At 71.6% G+C, this 20,545-nt stretch carries 16 protein-coding genes; 13 read left to right on the plus strand and 3 right to left on the minus strand.

Translation table 11 applies throughout. The features are described from left to right. Window positions 1–28 precede the first annotated feature (28 nt). Genes CD790_RS05560 through CD790_RS05570 form a run of 3 tightly spaced genes read left to right on the plus strand, consistent with a single transcriptional unit; the run spans window position 29 to window position 1,813 of the window. Window positions 29–505, plus strand: a complete 477-nt coding sequence (locus tag CD790_RS05560; protein WP_186318869.1) for an SUKH-3 domain-containing protein — start codon at window positions 29–31, stop codon at window positions 503–505. Beyond that, complete coding sequence (locus CD790_RS05565) at window positions 498–887, plus strand: YwqJ-related putative deaminase (RefSeq protein WP_144381794.1); 390 nt, start codon at window positions 498–500, stop codon at window positions 885–887. The genes CD790_RS05560 and CD790_RS05565 overlap by 8 nt, the downstream gene beginning before the upstream one ends. Beyond that, complete coding sequence (locus tag CD790_RS05570; protein WP_144381795.1) at window positions 884–1,813, plus strand: SUKH-3 domain-containing protein; 930 nt, start codon at window positions 884–886, stop codon at window positions 1,811–1,813. The genes CD790_RS05565 and CD790_RS05570 overlap by 4 nt, the downstream gene beginning before the upstream one ends. 168 nt (window positions 1,814–1,981) lie before the next feature. Here CD790_RS05570 and eccCa read toward each other — a convergent pair whose 3' ends face one another. Continuing rightward, window positions 1,982–5,941 carry a type VII secretion protein EccCa gene (gene eccCa, locus CD790_RS05575; protein ID WP_144381796.1) on the minus strand — a complete coding sequence of 1,320 codons (3,960 nt, stop codon included), beginning with the start codon at window positions 5,939–5,941 and terminating at the stop codon, window positions 1,982–1,984. Window positions 5,942–6,103: 162 nt separating this feature from the next. Between eccCa and eccD the strand changes: the two genes are divergently transcribed. The 7 genes from eccD (at window position 6,104) to CD790_RS05610 (ending at window position 15,288) form a co-directional block, all read left to right on the plus strand. Further along, entirely contained in the window at window positions 6,104–7,573 is a 1,470-nt protein-coding gene (gene eccD, locus CD790_RS05580; RefSeq protein ID WP_144381797.1) for a type VII secretion integral membrane protein EccD, read from the plus strand. A gap of 494 nt (window positions 7,574–8,067) precedes the next feature. After that, window positions 8,068–9,528, plus strand: a complete 1,461-nt coding sequence (locus CD790_RS05585) for a PQQ-binding-like beta-propeller repeat protein (RefSeq protein WP_144381798.1) — start codon at window positions 8,068–8,070, stop codon at window positions 9,526–9,528. Window positions 9,529–9,736: 208 nt separating this feature from the next. Next, window positions 9,737–10,024, plus strand: a complete 288-nt coding sequence (rpsO, locus tag CD790_RS05590) for a 30S ribosomal protein S15 (protein WP_144381799.1) — start codon at window positions 9,737–9,739, stop codon at window positions 10,022–10,024. 392 nt (window positions 10,025–10,416) lie between these two features. Then, window positions 10,417–12,636, plus strand: a complete 2,220-nt coding sequence (locus tag CD790_RS05595; protein ID WP_144381800.1) for a polyribonucleotide nucleotidyltransferase — start codon at window positions 10,417–10,419, stop codon at window positions 12,634–12,636. Beyond that, window positions 12,633–14,012 carry a pitrilysin family protein gene (locus CD790_RS05600; protein WP_144381801.1) on the plus strand — a complete coding sequence of 460 codons (1,380 nt, stop codon included), beginning with the start codon at window positions 12,633–12,635 and terminating at the stop codon, window positions 14,010–14,012. Before CD790_RS05595 ends, CD790_RS05600 begins: the two co-directional genes overlap by 4 nt. A 57-nt stretch (window positions 14,013–14,069) precedes the next feature. Continuing rightward, on the plus strand, window positions 14,070–14,825 hold the full coding sequence (gene dapB, locus CD790_RS05605) for a 4-hydroxy-tetrahydrodipicolinate reductase (protein ID WP_144381802.1): 756 nt from the start codon (window positions 14,070–14,072) through the stop codon (window positions 14,823–14,825). Window positions 14,826–14,835: 10 nt separating this feature from the next. Further along, window positions 14,836–15,288 carry a tetratricopeptide repeat protein gene (locus CD790_RS05610; protein ID WP_144381803.1) on the plus strand — a complete coding sequence of 151 codons (453 nt, stop codon included), beginning with the start codon at window positions 14,836–14,838 and terminating at the stop codon, window positions 15,286–15,288. A 70-nt stretch (window positions 15,289–15,358) separates the two neighbouring features. On the opposite strand, the gene CD790_RS05615 is transcribed toward CD790_RS05610, so the two are convergent. Together CD790_RS05615 and CD790_RS05620 are read right to left on the minus strand one after the other, a co-directional pair. Then, a complete protein-coding gene (locus CD790_RS05615; protein WP_144381804.1) occupies window positions 15,359–15,916 on the minus strand; it encodes a hypothetical protein in 558 nt (185 codons plus the stop codon). Window positions 15,917–15,993: 77 nt separating this feature from the next. Further along, on the minus strand, window positions 15,994–16,236 hold the full coding sequence (locus CD790_RS05620) for a hypothetical protein (RefSeq protein WP_144381805.1): 243 nt from the start codon (window positions 16,234–16,236) through the stop codon (window positions 15,994–15,996). A 279-nt stretch (window positions 16,237–16,515) separates the two neighbouring features. Here CD790_RS05620 and thyX point away from each other — a divergent pair, with 279 nt between their 5' ends. The 3 genes from thyX (at window position 16,516) to CD790_RS05635 (ending at window position 20,143) form a co-directional block, all read left to right on the plus strand. Then, window positions 16,516–17,268, plus strand: coding sequence for an FAD-dependent thymidylate synthase (gene thyX, locus CD790_RS05625; protein ID WP_144381806.1), 753 nt, complete (start codon window positions 16,516–16,518; stop codon window positions 17,266–17,268). Between the two features lie 184 nt (window positions 17,269–17,452). Further along, the gene (gene dapA, locus CD790_RS05630) at window positions 17,453–18,352 is read left to right on the plus strand and encodes a 4-hydroxy-tetrahydrodipicolinate synthase (protein ID WP_144381807.1); all 900 of its coding nucleotides are present in this window, start codon (window positions 17,453–17,455) and stop codon (window positions 18,350–18,352) included. A 105-nt stretch (window positions 18,353–18,457) separates the two neighbouring features. Next, window positions 18,458–20,143, plus strand: coding sequence for a ribonuclease J (locus CD790_RS05635; RefSeq protein ID WP_144381808.1), 1,686 nt, complete (start codon window positions 18,458–18,460; stop codon window positions 20,141–20,143). Window positions 20,144–20,545 lie beyond the last annotated feature (402 nt).

Genomic DNA, 20,545 nt, shown 5'->3' on the forward strand with positions numbered 1-20,545 from the left:
CCCACATCGGAACAAGGACGAGAAAGCAGTGTCTCCCCAGCTCACCCACGAAGAGATCGAGACGCGCCTGCGCGCGGCCGGCTGGCAGCCGGGACGGGACGCCGGCGCCGAGGCGGCGGAGCTCATGCGGGCCACCACCGCCGGGCTCGCGGCCCGCGGCTGCTCGGCTACCCCCTCGCCGGCCGCCGTCGCCTTCCTCCGCGAGTTCGCGCTCCTCGACCTGGAGCGCCCCTTCGGCGAGCGGACCGAGCACTGTGTGTTCGCCGCCCGGTTCTTCAGCGAGGGCGACGCGGAAGCGATCAAGGAGCTGTCCGACGACCTGCGGCAGCCGCTCTTCCCCGTGGCCTTCGAGCGGATCGAGAACGGCGTCGTCCTCATCGACCCGCTCGACCGTTTCTTCTACACCCACTGGTCCGGTCCGTACTATCTGGGACATGGGAAGTACGAGGTCCTGAGCAGCCTGCTGACCGGTGCCCACGAGGACGCGGAGGAGTTCTTTGTCTGACACCGCCTTCGGGGTCGCCGCCAGCCTGTTGGTCCAGGGCACCATCCACAGCCAGACCAACCTGGTCGGTGAGGGCACCCCCGATCTGCACCCCGCCGTACGGGAGTTCTTCGACGCCCTCCCGGTGGCCCTCCGCGAGCCCTTCCTCGGCTACTGCGCCGAGTCCGCGCTCGTCTCCGACCAGCTGTGGGGGCTGGACGAGGCACGCGCCGGCGGCGGCCACACCACGCTCGACGAGGCGGTGCCGCACTTCGTCGGGGCGGTGAGCATCTCCAAGCTGATCCGCGAGGACGGCGACCCGGACCACGGCCGCACCACCCTGCCCTGCCGGTCCTGCTCCGCGCTGCTGGAGCGGCTCGGAGTGAAGATCCTGGAGTCATGAGCGTCATACAGCACCAGGCCCTGACGGCCTCCGGCTGGCATCCCGGCCGGGACGCCGGGGAGCGCGCCCTGCTGGACCTGCTGCCGACGGCGAGCGCCCTGGCGCGCTACGGGGACACCGGTTGGCAGCCGTTCCCCGCCGCCGTCCGCGCCGTACGCGAGTTCCACGGGCTCACCATCGCCCCGGCCGGTCCCGGTGTCGACGTCGCCCCCACCGGGTGCGTCATCGATCCGGCGCTCGCCCACCACGCCCTGGACACCCTCGCGGTGTTCGGCGCGGAGCTCGGCCGGTACCTCTTCCCGTTCGGCCGGACGGACGCCGACGCGCTGCTGGCGGTCGACGAGGAGGGGCGGCTGTTCGCCCGCGACCTCAGCGGCTGGTGGCTGCTGGGCGACACCGTGGCCGCCGGGCTCACCGCTCTGGCCGAGGGCCACGCGCCGCGCCGGGCCGCGCCCGGGCACCGGCGGTGGTCGGCGGCGCGCGCCCCGGGCGAGGACCTCGTCCCCGACCTGGTGAAGACCGCCCTGGTGCTGGCGTACGTGCTGCATCGGCACGGGGTGCTGACGACACAGGCGCTGCACGCGCGGGCGGTCGGCTTCCGGGGCTTCGGCCAGCTCCACCTCGACCAGGAGTTCCGGCTGCGCCCGGGGGCGCTGGAGGCCAACGCCGAGCCCTTGGCGGAGGACATCCGGCAACAGGCCCAAGGCGCGCCGCTGGGCAGCGCGATGATCTCCCTGGAGCTGCTCCCGGAGGCCGAGGCTCGGGGCGGTGTGAGCTGTTCCGTGGCCACGGGCGGCCCCGGCGACGAGGGGCTCACCGTGCGGATGACCACCCCCACCCGGCTCGCCCTGGACGCCGCCGCGCGGCCCGCCCTGTCCGCCGCCGCGGACGAGATCGAGCGGTACGCGGCCGGCCGCGCCTCCTGAGGCCCCCAACAGCCCGGTACGGCCTGACGTTCCCGAGCTCGCCAGGCTCGCCCCCGCTGCCCCGCCGCCACTGCGTACGCGGCAAACGCCTCGCGGCCCACCACAGCGCATGCGCTGCGATGGGCCGCGAGGCGTTTCCGTATTCCGGCCGGTCCCGGCCGCCGGCGCTCAGTCCTGCGGCGGCAGCCAGCCCGTCTGGATCAGCGACGCCCCGCCCCGTCGGGAGACGAGGAGCGCGCGGCCCGGCGGCAGCGGTCGGGCCTTGACCGGGCCGATCAGCTCGCCCTCGCTGGGGGAGCCGGACAGCAGGACGCCCTGGGCGCCCAGCTCCTTGAAGCGCTGGATGAACTGCTCGTACGAGGAGCGGCCGGCGCCCGCGGTGTTGCGGGCGATGATGATGTTGACGCCCGCGTCCCGCGCGTACGGCAGGTTGTCCACCAGCTGCGCCATCGGGTTGCCGGAGCTGGTGCCGACCAGGTCGTAGTCGTCGACCACGATGAACGCGCGCGGGCCCTTCCACCAGCTGCGGTTGCGGAGCTGCTGCGGGGTGACGTCCGTGCCCGGGATGCGGCTGGTGATGAGCGCGTTCATGTCGGCGATGTACTTCTCGAACGCGTTCTGCGTGGTGGCGTAGCCGACCAGGTGCGGCTCGGGCACGCACTCCAGCAGGCTGCGCCGGTAGTCGCCGACGATGAACAGCGCCTCCTCCGGGGTGTACCGCTCGGTGAGCTGCTTGATGAGCAGCCGCAGCAGCGCGGTCTTGCCGGACTCGGTCTCGCCGTAGATCGCGAGGAACGGGTCGGCGTCGAAGTCGAAGAAGACCGGCTTGAGGTGCATCTCGTCGATGCCGACGGCGACACCGCGCCCCGGCTCCTCGGCCCCGCCCGGCAGCTCCTGCGCCGGCAGCATCCGCGGCAGCATCCGGACCCGCGGGGCGTGCGGCCCCGGCCAGTTGTCGGCCGAGGCCGTGACGAACGCGGCGGTGCCCTCCGCCAGGCCGTCGGCTCCGTCCGAGGAGCCGTCGATACGCGGCAGACCGGCCAGGAAGTGCAGCTTCTGCTGGTTCAGACCGCGGCCCGGCGCGCCGACCGGCACGTTCGCCGCGACCTTGCGGTCGAACTCGGAGTCCATCGGGTCGCCGAGGCGGAACTCCAGCCGGCCCAGCAGCTGGTCCTTCAGCCCGGCCCGCATCTCCATGTAGCGGGTGACGGTGGCGATCAGGTGCACGCCGAGGCCCAGCCCGCGGGTGGCGAGGTCGGAGACGACCGGCTCCAGGATGTCGTAGTCGGTCTTGAACGACTGCCAGCCGTCGATGACCAGGAAGACGTCGCCCCAGGGCTCGCCCGGCAGCCGACCGGCGGCGCGCAGCTGCCGGTAGGTGCTGATCGAGTCGATGCTGTTGTCCCGGAAGAACTCCTCGCGCTGGTTGAGGATGCCGGTGACCTCGGCGATCGTCCGGCGGATCTTCTCCGGGTCGAGTCGGGAGGCCACCCCGCCGACGTGCGGCAGCCCCTCGACGGCCATCATGCCGCCGCCACCGAAGTCGAGGCCGTAGAACTGCACCTCGGCCGGGGTGTGGGTGAGCGCGAAGGAACCGATCAGGGTGCGCAGCAGAGTGGACTTGCCGGAGCGCGGACCACCGACGATCAGCATGTGGCCGGCCGCACCGGAGAAGTCGTGGTACAGGATGTCGCGACGCTGTTCGAAGGGCTTGTCCACGATGCCCAGCGGCACCGTGAGACCACCGCTGCGCGCATAGCCCGAGACGTGCAGTCCGCGCTCCGGCGTGACGGCCAGCGGGGAGAGGATCTGGTCCAGCGACGGCGCCTCGTCCAGCGGCGGCAGCCACACCTGGTGCGCCGCCGGGCCCTGCCCCTCCAGGCAGCGCACGATGACGTCGAGGACGGTGTCGGCGAGCGCGTCGTCCGTGGTGTCCGGGGTGTACGTGAAGTCCGGGTCGGGCTCGACGTAGCGCATCGGCACCGGGGCCGCGGTGAACAGCACCGGACGGCGGTCGGTGGGCAGCGCGCCGCCGGCGGTGACCGCGGTGGTGGAGGCCCGGTAGGTGCCCGAGACGTAGGCGGCCTTGAAGCGGACCATCTCGTCGGTGCCGAACTTCAGATAGCCGGAGCCCGGGATCGACGGCAGGTGGTAGGCGTCGGGCACGCCGATCGCGGTGCGGGACTCGGCGGCGGAGAAGGTGCGCAGACCGATCCGGTAGGACAGATAGGTGTCCAGACCGCGCAGCCGCCCCTCCTCCAGCCGCTGGGAGGCGAGCAGCAGGTGCACACCCAGCGAACGGCCGATCCGGCCGATCTGGATGAACATGTCGATGAAGTCGGGCTTGGCGGTGAGCAGCTCGCTGAACTCGTCGATGACCAGTACGAGGGAGGCCAGCGGCTCCAGCGGGGCGCCGGCGGCGCGCGCCTTCTCGTAGTCGTTCAGGTTGGCGTAGTTGCCGGCGGAGCGCAGCAGCTCCTGGCGGCGCTGGAGTTCACCGGTGATGGAGTCGCGCATGCGGTCCACCAGCGTCAGGTCGTCGGCGAGGTTGGTGATGACCGCGGCGACGTGCGGCAGGTGGGCCATGCCGGCGAAGGTCGCGCCGCCCTTGAAGTCGGCGAGCACGAAGTTGAGGGTCTCGGAGGAGTGGGTGACCGTGAGGCCCAGCACCAGGGTGCGCAGCAGCTCGGACTTTCCGGAGCCGGTCGCGCCCACGCACAGGCCGTGCGGGCCCATGCCCTCCTGCGCGGCCTCCTTCAGGTCCAGCATCACCGGCGAGCCGTCCTCGCCGACGCCGATGGGCACCCGCAGCCGCTCCGCGGTGGAGCGCGGCCGCCAGGCGGTGTCCGGGTTGACCGCGGCGGCGTCGCCCAGCCCCAGCAGGTCGGTGAACTCGAGGTTGGCCAGCAGCGGCTCGTCGTCCTCGCCGCCGGCGCTCATCCGCAGCGGGGCGAGCTGCCGCCCCAGCGCCTCGGCCGCCTCCAGCGTCAGCTCGTCCGGGGTGCCGCGGTAGACCGCGCCGCCCGACTCGACCCGCAGCTGACCGGGGCGGACGACCAGGTTCAGCCCGCCGCGGGGCTCGTCCGGCAGCCCCGGCGCCAGCTCCACCACGGTCACGCCCTGAAGCCCCTCCTGGGCCGCCAGCAGCGAGTCCGGCGGCACCAGCCCGCCGTCCAGGACCACCACCACGTGCGGCTGGTCCAACAACGTCTGCCCGTCGGGGTTGAACCGCGGCCGCCCCTCCAGCCGGCTCTTCAGCAGCTCCTCCACCTCGGGCAGGTTGTCGCTGAACAGCCGCTTGCTGCCGGCGCCGTCGACGGTCCCGGGGACCTGGGTGTGCGGCAGCCACTTCACCCAGTCCCAGCGCTCCGCGGCGCTGTTCGCCGCCACCACCGCGATCACCAGGTCGTCGGGGGAGTGCAGCGCGGCCAGGCTCGCCACCAGCGACCGCGTGGAGGAGGCCGCCGGCTCCGGCTCCCCGGAGATGGTGAGGTGGTAGAAGGCGCGCAGCGAGACCGCCATCGGCAGCCCGTCGAGCGAGTTGTGGGTGGCCACGAACTGCTGCAGGGCACCCGCGGACAGCGGCTCCAGCTCGTCCAGCGGCGCGGTCTCCGGCGCCACCAGCGGCGTCCACAGCTCCTGCGGGCCCAGCCCGATGCGGACCTGCGCGAAGTCGTTGTCGCCGATGCGGCGTTCCCACAGCCGGCTGCCCTCGGCCACCAGCGCCCACAGCTGCTCCGGGCTGGGGTGCAGGAAGAACTGGGCGTCCCGCTGCGCCCGCGCGGTGCGCTGCACCCTGCGTCGGGTCTTGGCGAGGTACTTCAGGTAGTCGCGGCGGCCCTCCAGCGCCTCGCCCTGCGAGCCCTTGCGGTAGCGGACCACCTGCGCGATGACCATGGCCAGGGTCGACACCAGCATCATCGCGCCCATGATGCGCATGAAGGGGTGGGTGTTCGGCATGAAGAAGAACACCACGGAGGAGCCCATGCCGAGCATCGGCAGGAGCTGCATGGCCATGCCCTCCTGCTGCCCGCGCGGGAGCTCGGGAGGGGCTTCGAGCCGCAGTTCATCCGCGGGCATCTCGGGTGGCATGACCCGAGGCGGTCGCTTCACGATGATCTGACTCACCGGCGTTATCAATCCCTCGGCGTGGGCTGGACGGTTGGACCGGCGCCCCCGTGGCGGCGCTCGCGCTCGACGTCTGGTGATCCTACGTGGACACCATCCGAAGGCCGCCCGGTAGGGTGACCACCCGCACCATGCGCGACAGCGAATGAGGGAGCCCAGCAGGTGAGTTCGACCACAACGACCGGTTTCTGCCGAGTGACGGTCGTCGCACCGGACAGCCGGATCGATGTCGCCCTGCCGGACGACATCGCCCTGGCGGACCTGTATCCGGAGATCCTGCGTCTGACCCGGCAGACCCAGTCCGAGGCGGCGCCGGTCGGCTACCACCTGGTGCGCCGGGACGGCACCGTCCTGGACGGCCACCGCTCGCTCGCCGCCCAGCGCGTCCTCGACGGCGACCTGCTCTCGCTGCGCCCCTTCGCGCAGTCCCTTCCGCCCGCCGTCCATGACGACGTGTCGGATGCGATAGCCGCCGCGGTCGCCCGCGACCGCACCCTGTGGAACGAGCGCTTCCTGCGCAACTCGGCCCTGGCCGGCAGTTCGCTGCTGCTGGTCCTGATGGGCTTCGTGCTCTGGTACTCCGACCCGGTGCGCCACGACATGCACAGCCCGCCCGGCGTCATCGCCGCCGTCCTCGGCCTGCTGCTCGCGGTCTTCGCCGGCGTGCGGGCCCGGGTCTACGGGGACCGGGGCTCCGCCGTCGCGCTCGGGCTGGCCGCGCTCCCCCATGTGATGATCGCCGGATCCGGCATCCTCGAACTCGACGAGGGGGAGGGGGTCGGCCGGCTCCAGTTCCTGCTGGGCTGCGCCTGCGTCCTGGTGGTGTCCGTGGCGCTGGTCGCCGCCACACCGGTCGGTGACGCCCCGTTCGTCGCCGCGGTGCTGCTCTCCGCGTTCGGCACCATCGCCTCGTTCCTACAGATCCTCGCCGAGGCCAGCGCCACCAACACGGCGGCCGTCAGCACCGCCGTCGCGATCGGCGCCATCGCCTTCCTGCCCGGCCTCTCGGCCCGTGTCGCCCGGCTGCCCATCGGCTATGTGGCACCGCGCGGAGCGGTCGGCCGCGTCGAGCTGGACATCGACGCGGACGGGCCGCTGCCGGCCGAGCCCGTCGACGCCGAGCGCATCGCCCTCCAGGCGCGCCGCGGCCACGAGCTGCTGCTGGGTCTGCTCGGCGGCTGCTCCGCGGTGGTCGTGGTCTCGGCCGCGGTCCTCGGCTTCTCCGGGTCGATGTGGGGCCAGCTGCTCGCCCTCGCCGGCGGCCTGGCGATGCTGCTGCGCGCCCGGTTGTTCCGCTACACCTCCCAGGTCTCCACCGTCCTGGGCGCCGGGATCTCCGCGCTCGCGCTGCTGATCCTCGGACTCTCGCTCAACCCCCCGCTCTCCAAGGTCCACGAGCTGCTGCTGGGCAACGGCACCGAGATGCACGTCAGGACCGTCTGGCTGGCCGCGGCCGTCGCCGTCGGCGCCGCCCTGATCACCGCCATCGGCCTGATCGTCCCCAACAAGGGCCTCACCCCGTTCTGGGGCCGTGTCTCCGACCTGACCGAGGGGGCGCTGCTGCTCTCCCTGGTGCCGCTGTGCCTGGCGGTGCTGGACGTCTACACCACGGCGCGCGAGATGACCGCTTGACCGCTTAGGCCCCGCGGCGCGCGGTGTGCGGGAGGCGGCGGCCGGTGGCGGGCGGCCCACTCCGTACGGCGGCGCGCCGGCGCCCGGCCCCGGCCCCAAGCGAGAAACGCCCGGCCCGGCCCCAGGCGAGAAAGGTGACCGCGATGCCCCCGCCGCCCCACCGGCCCGGTGACGAGAGCCCGCCTCCGCCCGGCCTCGGCGCCCCGCGGTGGCCCGCGGCGCCGGCCGACGACAGCGCGCCGCAGGAGTGGCAGACGGGGGTGAACACCTGGGGGACCGGGCTCACCCCGACCGTCGGTCCCACCGCCGAACCCTCGCCGGCGCCGCCGGCTCCGGCCGGCGGAACCGGACCCACCGCCGCGCCCCCGTCGGATCCGGCCGTGCCGCCGGCCCCTGGCGGCCCGCCCCCGTCGGCGCCGCCCGTGCCGCCCCCGGGCTTCGGCCCTCCGCCCCCGCCCGGACCGCCCGCGCCCTCCCCGTACGGACCGCCGCCGGTGCCGCACACCGGCGTGCCGCACACCGGCGCCGGCGGACCGCGGCGCGGCCCGGGCCGGAGGAGGCGTACGGCGCTGGTCGTCTGCGGGGCCCTGGCCTTAGCGCTGGCCGCGTGCGGCGGCGTGTGGGCGGTGCTCGGCGGCGGAGACGACGCCCCCGGACGACCCCTCGCCCGTCCCGACACCGCACCGGCCACCCGCCACGACGACCGGCCGACGAAGGAGCCCACCCCGAGCGGGGCCGGCCGGACCCCGACGCTGGACCCCAACGCCGTCCGCCGCCCCGGCGAGGCCCGGGTGCTCTTCCAGACGCCCGCCCCCGACGTCCCCGGGAGCGGCGTCGCCCTCCCCGGCTTCTGGGTGCGCGACGACCACGTCGTCAAGACCGAGCAGAACCGGCTCGTCGGCCGCGCCGACGACGGCGCCGAGCGCTGGGCCATCACCTTCCCGAAGCGCGTCTGCGCGACCCCCGCCCTGCGGACCGCCGACCGGGTCGTGATCGCCTACGAAGGCCCCGGGAAGAACGCGTGCAGCCGGCTGGCCCTCGTCGACCTGGACAAGGGCGCCAAACTCTGGGACCGGCCCGCCCCCAAGGGCCCCGTCTGGGCCAGCGGCCACACCGACCTGTCGATCGCCCAGAGCGGCGACCTCGTCGGGCTGACCTGGACCGGCGGCTCGGCCCTGGTCAGGGCGAGCGACGGGGAGGAGGTCGGCCTCGCCCCCCTCAGCCCCGCCTGCTCGGTGGGCGGCTTCGCGGGCGGAGAGGTCCTGCTGCGCGCCTACTCCTGCCGCGACAACACCGCGAAGCTCCAGAAGATCACTCCTTCGGGGAGAATCGCCTGGACCTACCGCCTGCCCAAGGGCCACGAGGTCGCCCGGGTCCTGTCCACCTCCCCCGTGGTCGTCAGCACCGCCAAGAGGGGAGACGCGGAGTCGGTCCGCTTCCGCTCCCTCACCGACGGCGGCACCGAGCGCGCCGTCCTGGACACCCGGGCCCCGGACTACGAACTCCACTGCGACCAGGACGACACCTTCACCGCCGTCCTCGACGGCTGCCAGGGCGCCGTCGCCACCGCCGACACGCTCTACCTGAGCACCGAGATCCACGACAGCGGCGACACCCGCACCAACGACATCGAGGCGTACGACCTCGGGACCGGCCGACGGAAGTGGCACACCGGGGGCCAGGCCATGCGCCCGCTGCGCACCGAGGGCGACGACCTCGTCGCCTATCGGTTCCCCGCCGCCGGGACGGCGGGTGGAGTCGTCGGCATCGGCCCGAACGGCGGGAGACCCAGGACCCTGCTGCGCCACCCCGCGGCCACGGCGGAGGCGGAGAGCGGCTTCGAGGACGCGATGTACGCCTATGAGCACGGTCGCCTCTACATCGCCGCGGACCACGTGTACGACACGCCGGGCACCGACCGACCAGGCAGTCTGATCATGGCCTTCGGGCCGTGACGCCCGGCCGCGCGCCGATCCTCCGGGGCGCACCGTCCCGGAGACTGGTACGCTGTGTGACGGCCGTTTGTGTACGCGCCCCCGGAGCCTTCCCCGAAGGCTCTGGAGACAGCGCCCAGCGGACCCCGCCTCCCGAGTAACGGAAGCTCTCCTGAGACGCAGACCAGGGGCACTCGGTGGCCAGACGAAGAACCCCAGAGGAGTACGCGTGTCGCTCGACGCCGCTACGAAGAAGCAGATCATGGCCGAGTTCGGGACCAAGGAGGGCGACACCGGCTCCCCCGAGGTCCAGGTCGCGCTGCTCTCCCGCCGCATCTCGGACCTGACCGAGCACCTCAAGACCCACAAGCACGACCACCACTCCCGCCGTGGTCTGCTGCTGCTGGTCGGCCAGCGCCGCCGCCTGCTGCAGTACCTGGCGAAGAAGGACATCACGCGTTTCCGTACGCTGGTCGACCGCCTGGGCATCCGCCGCGGTGCGGCGGGCGCCAAGTAACACGCTGTGAAGGGAGCGGTTCCCGCGCCAGGGGGCCGCTCCCTTTGCCGTATGTGTGGCCGGGCGGGCCGCCTGACGCGGCGGAGAAGAGGCGCCTGCGCGCCCCCGCACGACGCCGCACACCACGGGTACCGGACGATTCAGCCGTCGTGAGGATGGCCGAAGCTTTGTAGTCTGGTCCCAACAACGCCATAACGAACGAGGAGGAGCGCCTCACCCCAGCGCCTGTCGGGCGCCGCAGGCGCCGGTCCTCGGTAGTGGCTCCCGGAACTGGCAATTCCGGTGGCTTCGATCGAAGACCGGCCCGGCCGCCGGACAACGGCCAGGGGCGCTGCTCCACCACCGTCCCCCCATCACACGGACGAGGGGACGCAGACGAGGAGATTTTCCTGGTGGAGAACGAGACCCACTACGCCGAGGCCGTCATCGACAACGGCGCCTTCGGCACCCGCACCATCCGCTTCGAGACGGGCCGGCTGGCCCGTCAGGCCGCCGGCTCCGCCGTGGCCTACCTGGACGACGACACCATGGTGCTGTCGGCCACCTCTGCTTCCAAGAACCCCAAGGACCAGCTCGACTTCTTCCCGCTGACGGTGGACGTCGAGGAGCGGATGTACGCGGCCGGGCGGATCCCCGGCTCGTTCTTCCGCCGCGAGGGCCGCCCCTCCGAGGACGCGGTCCTCACCTGCCGGCTGATCGACCGCCCGCTGCGCCCGTCCTTCAAGAAGGGCCTGCGCAACGAGATCCAGGTCGTCGCCACGATCATGGCGCTCAACCCCGACCACCTCTACGACGTGGTCGCGATCAACGCCGCCTCCGCCTCCACCCAGCTGGCGGGCCTGCCCTTCTCCGGCCCGATCGGCGGCGTCCGCGTCGCGCTGATCAAGGGCCAGTGGGTCGCCTTCCCGACCCACACCGAGCTCGAGGACGCCGTCTTCGACATGGTCGTCGCGGGTCGCGTCCTGGAGGACGGCGACGTCGCGATCATGATGGTCGAGGCCGAGGCCACCGACAAGACCATCACCCTGGTCAAGGACGGCGCCGAGGCCCCGACCGAGGAGGTCGTCGCCGCCGGTCTGGAGGCGTCCAAGCCCTTCATCAAGGTCCTCTGCAAGGCGCAGGCCGATCTGGCCTCGAAGGCCGCCAAGCCGGTCGCCGAGTTCCCGATCTTCCTCGACTACCAGGACGACGTCCTGGAGGCGCTCACCGACGCCGTCCGCGAGGAGCTGGCCCAGGCGCTGACCATCGCGGGCAAGCAGGAGCGCGAGTCCGAGCTGGACCGGATCAAGGGCGTCGCCGCCGACAAGCTGCTGCCGCAGTTCGAGGGCCGCGAGAAGGAGATCTCCGCCGCGTACCGCTCGCTCACCAAGAGCCTGGTCCGCGAGCGCGTGATCAAGGAGCGCAAGCGCATCGACGGCCGCGGCGTCACGGACATCCGTACGCTGGCCGCCGAGGTCGAGGCGATCCCGCGGGTCCACGGTTCGGCCCTGTTCGAGCGTGGCGAGACCCAGATCCTGGGCGTCACCACCCTCAACATGCTCCGCATGGAGCAGCAGCTGGACACGCTGGCGCCCGAGACGCGCAAGCGCTACATGCACAACTACAACTTCCCGCCGTACTCCGTCGGTGAGACCGGCCGCGTGGGCTCGCCCAAGCGCCGGGAGATCGGCCACGGTGCGCTCGCCGAGCGCGCCATCCTGCCGGTCCTGCCGACCCGCGAGGAGTTCCCGTACGCCATCCGTCAGGTCTCCGAGGCGCTCGGCTCCAACGGCTCCACCTCGATGGGCTCGGTCTGCGCGTCGACCATGTCGCTGCTGAACGCCGGTGTGCCGCTGAAGGCCCCGGTCGCCGGTATCGCCATGGGTCTGATCTCCCAGGAGATCGACGGTGAGACGCACTACGTGGCGCTGACCGACATCCTCGGCGCCGAGGACGCCTTCGGCGACATGGACTTCAAGGTCGCCGGCACCAAGCAGTTCGTCACCGCGCTGCAGCTGGACACCAAGCTCGACGGCATCCCGGCCTCGGTGCTGGCCGCGGCCCTCAAGCAGGCCCGCGACGCCCGCCTGCACATCCTCGACGTGATGATGGAGGCCATCGACACGCCGGACGAGATGTCCCCGCACGCCCCGCGGATCATCACCGTCAAGATCCCGGTGGACAAGATCGGTGAGGTCATCGGCCCCAAGGGCAAGATGATCAACCAGATCCAGGAGGACACCGGCGCCGAGATCACCATCGAGGACGACGGCACCATCTACATCGGTGCCGCCGACGGCCCGTCCGCCGAGGCCGCCCGCGCCACCATCAACGGCATCGCCAACCCGACGATGCCCGAGGTCGGCGAGCGCTACCTGGGCACGGTCGTGAAGACCACCACCTTCGGTGCCTTCGTCTCCCTGCTCCCGGGCAAGGACGGCCTGCTGCACATCTCGCAGATCCGCAAGCTGGCCGGTGGCAAGCGTGTGGAGAACGTCGACGACGTGCTCGCGGTCGGCGCCAAGGTCCAGGTGGAGATCGCCGAGATCGACCAGCGCGGCAAGCTCTCCCTGATCCCCGTCCTGGAGGACGAGGACGCCGCCGAGGGCGAGAAGGACGAAGCTGCCAAGTGACGTCGCGTACGCACCGGACGACGGCCCGCACCTCCTCGGAGGGGCGGGCCGTCGCCCGTACCCAAACGCTTCTCCAGGGCGAGAACGGCATCGGCACCGTCCGCAAGACCACCCTCCCCGGGGGGCTGCGCGTGGTCACCGAGACCCTGCCGTCGGTGCGCTCCGCCACCTTCGGCATCTGGGCCCACGTCGGCTCCCGTGACGAGACCCCGTCGCTGAACGGGGCCACCCACTACCTGGAGCACCTGCTCTTCAAGGGCACCCGGCGCCGCTCCGCGCTGGACATCTCCGCCGCCATCGACGCGGTCGGCGGCGAGATGAACGCCTTCACGGCCAAGGAGTACACCTGCTACTACGCGCGGGTGCTCGACACGGACCTGCCGCTGGCCATCGACGTGGTCTGCGACATGCTCACCGGCTCGGTCATCGAGGCGTCGGACGTGGACGCCGAGCGCGGGGTGATCCTCGAAGAGATCGCGATGACCGAGGACGACCCGGGCGACTGCGTGCACGACCTGTTCGCGCACACCATGCTCGGCGACACCCCCCTCGGCCGTCCGGTGCTGGGCACCGTCGACACCATCAACGCCCTCACCCGCGACCGCATCGCCCGCTTCTACAAGAAGCACTACGACCCCACCCACCTGGTCGTCGCCGCCGCCGGCAACGTCGACCACGCCAAGGTGGTGCGTCTGGTACGCCGCGCCTTCGAGCGGGCCGGCGCGCTGGACCGCGTCGACGCGGTCCCGATGGCCCCCCGCGACGGCGCCCGGACGATCCGCACCGCGGGCCGGGTGGAGCTGCTGGGTCGCAAGACCGAGCAGGCGCACGTCGTCCTCGGCATGCCGGGCATCGCCCGCACCGACGACCGACGCTGGGCGCTGGGCGTGCTGAACACCGCGCTCGGCGGCGGCATGAGCTCCCGGCTCTTCCAGGAGGTCCGGGAGAAGCGGGGCCTGGCCTACAGCGTCTACTCGTACACCTCCTCGTTCGCCGACTGCGGCCTGTTCGGCGTCTACGCCGGCTGCCGACCCAGCCAGGTGCACGACGTGCTCAAGATCTGCCGCGACCAGCTCGACGAGGTGGCGCGCAACGGCATCACCGATGAGGAGCTGCGGCGCGCCGTCGGCCAGCTGTGCGGCTCCACCGTGCTCGGCCTGGAGGACACCGGCGCGCTGATGAACCGCATCGGCAAGAGCGAGCTGTGCTGGGGCGAGCAGATGTCGGTCGACGACATGCTGGCGCGGATGCAGGCCGTCACCCCGGACGAGGTCCGCGAGGTGGCCCGCGATGTACTGGGACAGCGTCCCTCGCTGTCCGTCATCGGCCCGCTGAAGGACAGGCAGGCGGCCCGGCTGGACGAAGCGGTGTCGTAGCGCGTGTGGTTTCTCCAGGGGCTCCGCCCCCTGGACCCCTAGAGAAGGAATCGAGCAATGAGCAGCAAGCTGCGGGTGGCGGTCATCGGGGCCCGGGGCCGCATCGGCTCCGAGGCCGTACGGGCCGTGGAGGCCGCCGAGGACATGGAACTCGTCGCCGCCCTGGGCCGCGGCGACCGGCTGGAGACCCTGGTCGAGGCGGGCGCGCAGGTCGCGGTCGAGCTCACCGACCCGGGCTCCGTCATGGGCAACCTCGACTTCTGTGTGCGCCACGGCATCCACGGCGTCGTCGGCACCACCGGATGGACCGACGAGCGCCTCTCGCAGCTGCGCGGCTGGCTGGCCGCGGCCCCGGAGGTCGGCGTGCTGATCGCGCCGAACTTCTCCATCGGCGCGGTGCTGACCATGCGCTTCGCCCAGCAGGCGGCCCGCTACTTCGAGTCCGTCGAGGTCATCGAGCTGCACCACCCGAACAAGGCGGACGCCCCCTCCGGCACCGCCACCCGCACCGCCCAGCTGATCGCCGCGGCCCGCGCGGAGGCCGGCTGCGCCCCGCAGCCGGACGCCACGGTCACCGCGCTGGACGGCGCGCGCGGCGCCGACGTGGACGGAATCCCGGTGCACTCGGTGCGGCTCCGCGGTCTCCTCGCCCACCAGGAGGTGCTGCTCGGCGACACCGGCGAGACCCTCACCATCCGGCACGACTCCACGCACCACAGCAGCTTCATGCCGGGCATCCTGCTCGGCGCCCGCCGCGTGCCGACCAACCCCGGGCTGACCCTCGGCCTGGAGCACTTCCTGGACCTGGACTGAGGCCCGAGCCGTGCGCGCAAAGATCACGTACTTCGCCCTCGCCGCCGTCCTGGTCGTCTACTTCGTCCTGGTCGGCAGCCGCGGTGTCCTGCTCATCCGGCAGGGCACCCCGGTGACGGTCGCCTTCGGCGCGGCCGTGCTGGTGCTGCCGTTCATCGGCTGCTGGTTCCTGTGGCAGACCACGGTCTTCGCCCGCGACGCCAACCGGTTGGCCCGCGAACTGGAGGCCGAGGGCGGGCTGCCGGTCGACGAGCTGGCCCGCACCCCGAGCGGTCGCGTCGACCGCGACTCGGCCGACGCGGTCTTCGCCCGGCGCCGCGCCGAGACCCAGGAGGCCCCGGACGACTGGCGCGCCTGGTTCCGCCTGGCCATCGCCTACCACGACGCCCGGGACACCCCGCGCGCCCGCAAGGCCATGCAGCGCGCCATCGCCCTGCACGACGGAAAGCCGGTCCGCGCCTAGCCGTATCGGCCAGGCCCGGACCGGCTCGGTCGCGGCGCTCTCGTCGGTCGCGGTGGTGACGGCGGTCGGGTCAGGACCGTACGCCGTACTCCGTGACCCAGTCCTCGACGGCGTCGGCCGCCATGTCGAAAGCCTCGCGGCGGCCCAGGAAGTCCGCGTTGTGGTCGGTGACCAGCGGCTTCAGCGGCTCGTCGGAGGTCAGGGCAAGCGAAAGGGCCTGCCCCTGCACGGTGCGGGGCAGGCCCAACCACTTCACGGGCTGCTGGACGGTGCGGATCGAGTCGACCTTGCTCCACTCGACCGTGGTCGTCCCCCACATCCCCACCCGGCGCACGCCGTAGGCACTCACCCAGATGCCCGCCCGGACCAGCCGCACCGCGCCGATGATGACGACGGTGGCCGCGCCGATGCAGATGCCGGCACCGGGCAGCGCGCCCGCGAGGGCGATGATCAGGGCGGAGAAGAGGATGTACGAGGCCAGGAGCAGCAGCAGCGCCGCGCCGCCCACCCGCCAGGGGCCGGGGCGGTACGGTCGCCGCCAACGATCCCGATCCTCGTAGGGCAGGGGCTCGGCGCCCGCCGCGGACTCCTCGGAGTCGGCTTCGGCGGTCAGGAACGGCAGGGGCACGAATGGTCCTCACTCACACGCACGGCGCGATCTGGCTGTGGTGGGGTGAGGCTATCCCAGCGCCCTCCCGGTCGCTCTCAGCGCCCGGTCGACGCCTCGGAATGCTGGACCTGTCGGGTGTTCTGCGGGCCGGACTCCAGCGCGGGCGTACCGAACAGCAGCCCGGCGGCGAAACCGGCGACCACGGTCAGCCCGATGAGGGTGCGGCCGGCCACCTGGCTCACGCTCGCGCGCCGCCGGGGCGGGGGGGTGATATTGCTGCGGAAGCGATCGGCCTCGGCCACGAAGGCGAATGGCACGGGCTCTCGCCGGCGAAACATGGGCGTCCTCCTGGGACCTCGATGGGGGATCTCGAACAGTTAGACGCGAAAACGGCTCGGAAGGTGCCCCTTCTCACACTTCTTTTCCGGCCTTCTTCGCCGACCCCTCTTGCGCGGCAGGTCCGTGGTTTCCCTTGCGCCGCCGAGGCGGACGGCCCGGTCGGCGCGGGCCGACGGTGGCCCCGACCGCCGCCCGGGGGAACGATGGGACGGGGGAGTGTCGGTGGTGGCCCGTAAGCTGGGCGGCGCCCGTGCGATGCAGATGGAAGGACCCCGTCGGTGACCGAGACCCTTGCCGAGAACGCCGAGAGTGAGCGGCAGGCCAGCTTCCGCAGCGACGTGACCGTCGAGCTGGTCAAGCACTCCGCGGCCGACTCCGACGTGCTGTGGGCCGCTCGCGTGTCCACCGCCGGGGAGCAGTCCCTGGATGAGCTCCAGAAGGACCCGGAGCGCTCCAAGGGGCTGATCAACTACCTGATGCGGGACCGCCACGGCAGCCCGTTCGAGCACAACTCGATGACCTTCTTCATCAGCGCCCCGATCTTCGTCTTCCGCGAGTTCATGCGCCACCGTGTGGGCTGGTCCTACAACGAGGAGTCCGGTCGCTACCGCGAGCTGCAGCCCGTCTTCTATGTGCCGGGGGAGGCCCGCAAGCTGGTCCAGCAGGGCCGTCCGGGCAAGTACCGGTTCGTCGAGGGCACCCAGGCGCAGCACGAGCTGACCGGCCGGGTGATGGAGGACGCCTACCGCCACGCGTACGAGGCGTACCAGGAGATGCTGGCCGCCGGGGTGGCCCGTGAGGTGGCCCGCTCGGTGCTGCCGGTCGGCCTCTTCTCCTCGATGTACGCGACCTGCAACGCGCGCTCGCTCATGCACTTCCTCGGGCTGCGCACCCAGCACGAGCAGGCCACGGTGCCGTCCTTCCCGCAGCGCGAGATCGAGATGGTGGGCGAGCTGATGGAGGCGGAGTGGGCCAAGCTCATGCCGCTGACCTACGCGGCGTTCAACAACAACGGCCGGGTCGCGCCGTAGGACGTCCCGGCAGCCGTCGTACGGGCCGGTAGCAAGAAGTGTCCGTATTGCGGCATTTCGTGAAGTTCATCTAGGCTGAACATACGGACCCGGCACTGCTTGAACCCCCGAGCAGGCAGTGCCGGGCTCCATGTCGCCGCCCCGAAGGAGCGCACCGGGGCACGCTACGAGTAGCGTTGGTCCCATGGCTCCGACATCCACATCGCAGACCCCCTTCGGGCGTGTGCTGACCGCCATGGTCACGCCATTCACCCCGGACGGCGCGCTCGACCTCGACGGCGCGCAGCGGCTCGCCGCCCACCTGGTGGACGCCGGCAACGACGGCCTGATCGTCAACGGCACCACCGGCGAGTCACCCACCACCAGCGATGTGGAGAAATCCCAGCTCGTACGGGCCGTGGTCGACGCGGTCGGCCACCGCGCCCACATCGTGGCCGGAGCCGGCACCAACGACACCCGACACAGCATCGAGCTCGCCCGCGCCGCCGAGCAGGCCGGCGCGCACGGCCTGCTGGCCGTCACCCCGTACTACAGCAAGCCCCCGCAGGAGGGGCTGCAGCGCCACTTCACGGCCATCGCCGACGCCACCGGCCTCCCGGTGATGCTCTACGACATCCCCGGCCGCAGCGGCGTCCCGATCAGCACCGAGACCATGGTCCGGCTCGCCGAGCACCCGCGCATCGTCGCCAACAAGGACGCCAAGGGCGACCTGGGCCGCGCCAGCTGGGCCATCGCCCGCTCGGGCCTCGCCTGGTACTCCGGCGACGACATGCTGAACCTTCCGCTGCTGTCCGTGGGCGCCGTCGGCTTCGTCTCCGTGGTCGGCCACGTGGTCGCCCCCGAACTGCGCGCCATGCTCGACGCCCACCTCGCCGGCGACGTCACCAAGGCCACCGAGATCCACCAGAAGCTGCTCCCGGTCTTCACGGGGATGTTCCGCACCCAGGGCGTGATCACCACCAAGGCCGCCCTCGCCCTCCAGGGCCTGCCGGCCGGCCCGCTGCGGTTGCCCCTGGTCGAGCTCTCTCCGGAGGAAACCGAACAGCTGAAGCGCGATCTGGCCGCCGGCGGGGTACAGCTGTAACCACAGACTTCACAACTGCATACAGACACATCAGCAAGTGCACGAAGGTCACGCGCGCCATGTGCCCCCACGGGGGCATGTGGCGTGTGTGGTGAGGAGAGTCTTTTGAGTCATCCGCATCCCGAGCTCGGCCCGCCGCCGAAGCTCCCCGAGGGCGGCCTGCGCGTCACCCCGCTCGGCGGCCTGGGCGAAATCGGCCGCAACATGACCGTCTTCGAGTACGGCGGCCGGTTGCTGATCGTCGACTGCGGAGTGCTCTTCCCCGAGGAGGAGCAGCCCGGAGTCGACCTGATCCTGCCGGACTTCACGTCCATCCGGGACCGCCTCGACGACATCGACGGCATCGTGCTCACGCACGGCCACGAGGACCACATCGGCGGTGTCCCCTACCTGCTGCGGGAGAAGGCCGACATCCCGCTGATCGGCTCCAAGCTGACGCTCGCCCTCATCGAGGCGAAGCTCCAGGAGCACCGCATCCGCCCCTACACACTGGAGGTGGAGGAGGGCCACCGCGAGCGGATCGGCCCCTTCGACTGCGAGTTCGTGGCGGTCAACCACTCCATTCCGGACGCCTTGGCGGTCGCCATCCGCACCCCCGCGGGCATGGCCGTGCACACCGGCGACTTCAAGATGGACCAGCTTCCGCTGGACGGCCGGCTCACCGACCTGCCCGCCTTCGCCAAGCTGGGCGAGGAGGGCATCGACCTGCTGCTGGTGGACTCGACCAACGCCGAGGTCCCCGGCTTCGTGCCGCCCGAGCGCGACATCTCCAATGTGCTGCGCCAGGTCTTCGCCGGTGCGCAGAAGCGCATCATCGTGGCGAGCTTCGCCAGCCACGTGCACCGCATCCAGCAGATCCTGGACGCCGCCCACGAGTACGGGCGCCGGGTGGCGTTCGTCGGCCGCTCCATGGTCCGCAACATGGGGATCGCGCGCGACCTGGGCTATCTGCGGGTCCCGGCCGGGCTCGTGGTGGACGTGAAGACCCTCGACGACCTGCCGGACGACGAGATCGTGCTGGTGTGCACCGGCTCTCAGGGCGAGCCGATGGCCGCCCTCTCCCGGATGGCCAACCGGGACCACCAGATCCGCATCGTCCAGGGCGACACCGTCATCCTGGCCTCGTCCCTCATCCCGGGCAACGAGAACGCGGTCTACCGGGTGATCAACGGTCTGACCCGATGGGGCGCCAACGTGGTCCACAAGGGCAACGCGCGGGTGCACGTCTCCGGGCACGCCTCCGCGGGCGAGCTGCTGTACTTCTACAACATCTGCAAGCCCCGCAACCTGATGCCCGTCCACGGCGAGTGGCGCCACCTGCGCGCCAACGCGGAGCTCGGCGCTCTCACCGGCGTGCCGAAGAACCGATGCGTCATCGCCGAGGACGGCGTGGTGGTGGACCTGGTCGACGGCGTCGCGAAGATCGTCGGCAAGGTGCAGGCCGGCTATGTGTACGTCGACGGCCTCTCGGTCGGCGACGTCACCGAGGCCTCGCTCAAGGACCGCCGCATCCTCGGGGAAGAGGGCATCATCTCCGTCTTCCTCGCGGTGGACAGCACCACGGGCAAGATCGTGGGGGGTCCGCACATCCAGGCGCGTGGCTCCGGTATCGAGGACGCCGCGTTCGTCGGGGTGACCCCGAAGATCGAGGAAGCGCTCGCCAAGTGCGCCGCCGACGGCATCGCCGACCCCCACCAGCTGCAGCAGGTGGTGCGGCGCACCATCGGCAAGTGGGTCTCCGACACCTACCGCAGGCGGCCGATGATCCTGCCTGTCGTGGTCGAGGTCTGACGATGACTCAGGGAGCGGGGCGCTCGATTTGCATCGAGCGCCCCGCTCCAGTACGTTTACGGCTCCACCTCACGGGGAACGCGAAGCGCTCAGGCGCCTCGGGTCATCCTCCGAGGGGCGGGAATTCGGCTCAGAGAATTCTGATAAAGTCGGATCAGCCGAAAGGCAAAGGCCACTCCAACGGCCACCGGAAACAAATTCGGATCGACTGCGACTTTCGAGAAGCAGGGGAAACGAAAAAGAATCTGGTAAGGTTGGAAACACCGAAGGGAAGCGCCCGGAGGGCCCGGTACTGGATCTAATCAGTACAGTGGGACCGAAGGAAGCGTCCGTTCCTTGAGAACTCAACAGCGTGCCAAAAGTCAACGCCAGATATGTTGATACCCCGTCGAAGGGCCATCA

Source organism: Streptomyces sp. SAJ15, assembly GCF_007595705.1.
GTDB lineage: Bacteria > Actinomycetota > Actinomycetes > Streptomycetales > Streptomycetaceae > Streptomyces.